At 58.9% G+C, this 572-nt stretch carries 1 pseudogene; it reads right to left on the minus strand.

Annotated features, from left to right (window positions below):
* Nucleotides 1–568 (minus strand): annotated as a pseudogene (locus ACR0DT_RS25140) (IS6 family transposase); the annotation flags it as partial.
* Nucleotides 569–572: the final 4 nt, after the last annotated feature.

The following is a 572-nucleotide window of genomic DNA, read 5'->3' on the forward strand; positions in this document are numbered from 1 at the left end:
AAATCGTTGCGCTTGGCGCGGTGATTTGAACCGACCCATCATCTTTTCCCGCTTTCGCGTCGGCCGGTGTGACCCTTCGATCCGGTTGTTGAGCCCCTTGTGCGCCCGATGGTCGGCGCCCGGCGCGATGGCCTTGATCGGCTTGGTATATGTCCGTGATTACGACACGCGGTTCACCATAGGCAGCAACCAGTCGGCCGAAGAAACGCTTTGCGGCTTTGGCATTGCGGCGAGGCTGGATCAGAATGTCGAGTACGTCTCCATTGCCATCGATTGCACGCCACTGCCAATGTTTCACGCCGTTGATCGGGACGACCACTTCGTCCATATGCCATGTGTCGTGCGGCCGGGGCCGGTCGCGTCGGACACAAGCCGCAAACTGAGACCCGAAACGGTTCACCCAGAGACGAACCGCTTCACGACTGACAATGACACCACGCTCCGCCAGGAGGTCCTCGATATCCGCTGTGCTGAGAGCAAACCGATGATATGCCCACACCGCATAGGCGATGATTTCGCGGGGAAAACGGAAGCCCTTCAGCCGCGGCAATGAGGTCGGTATGATCATGGTA

This window comes from Ruegeria sp. BI11 (assembly GCF_056538005.1).